The sequence below is a fragment of the Paraburkholderia sp. RL18-085-BIA-A genome (genome assembly GCF_046027075.1).
Taxonomy (GTDB): Bacteria; Pseudomonadota; Gammaproteobacteria; order Burkholderiales; family Burkholderiaceae; genus Paraburkholderia.
In genome coordinates this window covers 1-2,960 of the sequence record NZ_JARESU010000332.1, presented here as the reverse complement: position 1 = coordinate 2,960, position 2,960 = coordinate 1, and the positions used below count along the sequence as shown (strand labels likewise).

Here is a 2,960-nt window from a genome sequence, read left to right as displayed (position 1 = left end):
CAGCCTCCGCGCAGGCAACGCTGCCTGCATCCGCATGGCCGCGTTGTCCCAGTTGATGAGGCTAAAAAGCTGATTGACGTATTCGTTGCGCCTGTTCTGGTACTTCAGGTAGTACGCGTGCTCAAAAACGTCGAGGATGAGGATGGGCTGGATGCCCCAGGCTGTGAGCTTCTGATGGTTCTCGCATTGCAGGATCATGAGCTTGCCTGTTGCCGGGTGGTAGCCAACAACGCCCCAGCCCGATGCTTCTACAGCAATCGTTGCGGCAACCAGTTGTGCCTTGAACTTCGCGTATGAGCCGAAATTCCTGTCGATTGCCTTTGCCAGGTCACCCTTCGGTTCACCGCCCTTGCCGGAGATGCTGGTCCAGTAAATCGTGTGCAGGATGTGGCTGGACAGCTGGAACGCGAGTTCTTTCTCGTAGAACTTCACCAGCGCGAAGTCGTTTGAGTCCCGCGCCTTCGCGAGGCCGTCTTCAGCCTTGTTCGCGGCAACCACAGCAGGCTTGTGGTGAAAGTTGTAGTGCAGCTCGACAGTGCGGGCATCGACAACGGGTTCAAGCGCGTCGTAGGCGAATGGCAGCGGTCCAGCGGCATACTTGCCGTCCGCGTCTGTGAGCTTGTCGGTGTAACCGGGCTCTTCTGCGGCACGTACGGTTTGTGCCTGGGCCAGCATGATTCCCGCGCCAACCGCAGCGGTGTTGTGCAGGAAGGTACGACGTGTTGCCATGATTACGTTCCTCGTAGAATGCGCGCACGCGGGTTCCGTCAGATGGCGTGCGAATGGATGAGCGGATAGACAGCAAGACCGAACAGCGCCGCTGCGACGACGACCACCGGCTCCTGCAGCTTCTTGAAACGCCAGAGCAGCACGACCGTCACAAGCGCAAGTACGACAGTCGGCCAGTCAACGATGGAGCGCCGCGCGATGACAATTACTGAGCCGGTGATGGCGCCCACAGCGGCGGCGGTGATGCCGTCAACGAATGCCTTGACGGCGGGCAGCTTGCCGTATTTCTTGAAGTACGGCGCCGGCAGTACGGTGAACAGGTAGCAAGGCAGGAAGGTCCCGAGCGCGGCGATACAGGCGCCCGGCAGTCCCGCGACGAGGTAGCCGATGAAGCCGACTGTGATGACGACCGGCCCCGGCGTGATCATCGCGACGGCGACTGCGTCGACGAACTGCTTGTCGTTGAGCCAGTGGTGTTCGGTCACCACGCCACCATAGAGGAACGGCACGATCGCGAGTCCCGAGCCAAACACGAACGCGCCGGCCTTGGCAAAGAAAAGGCCAATCTGGCCGAGCAGTGGCAGATCAAGACCGCTCAGGACGCCGCTCATGCCGGGCGCCTGCGTCACGGCGAGCGCATTCAATCCACCCTTGCTGAGCCATTTCGGCGGAGCACGCCAGAACCAGTTGAGCAGGCCACCCGCGATAAACAGCCATGCGATCTCGGACTGGGTGACCACGGTCACGACCGCGAGCGTCAGGAATATCGCCCACAGCAATCTGTCTTTGCCGACGGTCTTTCTGGTCAGCTTGTACGCGCTCATCGCGATGATTCCGACCACCGCGGCACCGACGCCGTAGAAGACTGCCTGCATCCACGAGAGGCCGCCAAACTGCGCGTAGGCCCAGCCGAGCGCCACAACCATCAGGAACGAAGGCAGAACGAAAGCGATACCGGCCAGCGTTGCGCCGACGACGCGGTAATGTACGTATCCGAGGTAAATGCCGAGTTGTGCGGCAAGAGGACCTGGCATCATTTGAGCCAGTGCCAATCCTTCCTTGTAGTCCTGTTCGCTGATCCAGCCCCGTCGCTCGACCAGGTCGCGGTGCATGTAGCCGACCAGCGCCACCGGGCCGCCAAACCCGAAGGTACCGAGCCGCAGCATGTAAAGGACCATCTGGCCGAGCGTGTAGCCGGGCGCGGTCGCCGTCGTGGTGTTCATGACTGGCCCCCTGCGGTGCTGTTTTTTGTGCTCGCCGTAAAGTGCGCGTAGATTGAATCCAGCACGCGACCCATCTCGTCGAGCAGTTGATCGTCGTCCAATGCGCGTTGGCGCGCGCCGGCCATCACCGCTTCGAAGCCGATCGCCTCGGGCACCGGTGCGCCGCCGACATCCAGCGCGTGCACCATTTCACCGAGCCGAAGAAGCGCCGCGTCGTCATCGAGACCGAAGCTCACGAGCAGCACCTCAAACGTCACGCGCTCGCCCACGTGCGTAAAGGCGGCGCCGTCGAAGTCGAAGCCGAGTGCCTCCGGCGGGCAGGCCACCGGCGACACGAGCCACAGGAAGCGCGCCTGCGGATCGATGAAGCGACGGATCAGCCAGGCGCTCGCCACGCGGTCGACCCATAGCCGTTGCCGGGTCGCCCACGTGCGAGCCTGGTACTCGTCGCGCCGTAACGGCCGGATGGCCCGCTCGGCCGCATGCGGCTCACCCGGCGACAGGACGGTATCCGCGAGCGCCAGAAAGTCTTCCCAGGCGACTTCGGCGTCGGTCGATGCGGCGCCCGGAAAGTAGTCGATCGTCCGGATCGCCTCGTAGTCCTTGCGCAGGCGACGTAACAGACGGGTGACCTCCGCTGGTGCTTGGCCTCCCAGCGTTTTCCGCGCGGTGCCCAGTGATGCGACAAAAGTCGTGTATTCGCCATTGCGATCGAACAGTGCGCGAAAGTCCGCTTCCTGCGACGCGTCCAGGCTTTGTGCCCGCAGCAGATGCGCGGTGCCGCCGGCTTCGTCGATGCTACCGGCGAGTTCGCGCAGCATGTCCTCGCGCTCCGCGGTGTGCGGCAACAGGTAGATGCCGTCACGCAGGACGGCGCACCCCTTCGCCTTCAGCGCCCGCCACGCCCGCATGCGCGCTGTGGCGTTCTCGGTGGGAAACGTCAGAACGAGGACAGACCAGGAAGTCAGAGTATCCATGTAAAGTAAACTACACTGGTGTAGCGTACTT

The 2,960-nt window shown here is 62.7% G+C and carries 3 protein-coding genes; all 3 read right to left on the bottom strand.

Features of this window, described 5'->3' with window-relative positions; genetic code table 11:
• Positions 1-675, bottom strand: a 675-nt coding sequence (locus P0D89_RS51945; protein ID WP_408370819.1) for a superoxide dismutase, incomplete at its 3' end; no start/stop codon positions are given.
• 92 nt (positions 676-767) lie between these two features.
• Positions 768-1,952, bottom strand: coding sequence for a chromate transporter (locus P0D89_RS51940; RefSeq protein WP_408368488.1), 1,185 nt, complete (start codon positions 1,950-1,952; stop codon positions 768-770).
• Positions 1,949-2,929, bottom strand: coding sequence for a chromate resistance protein ChrB domain-containing protein (locus P0D89_RS51935; RefSeq protein WP_408368490.1), 981 nt, complete (start codon positions 2,927-2,929; stop codon positions 1,949-1,951). Before P0D89_RS51935 ends, P0D89_RS51940 begins: the two co-directional genes overlap by 4 nt.
• Between the last annotated feature and the right edge of the window lie 31 nt (positions 2,930-2,960).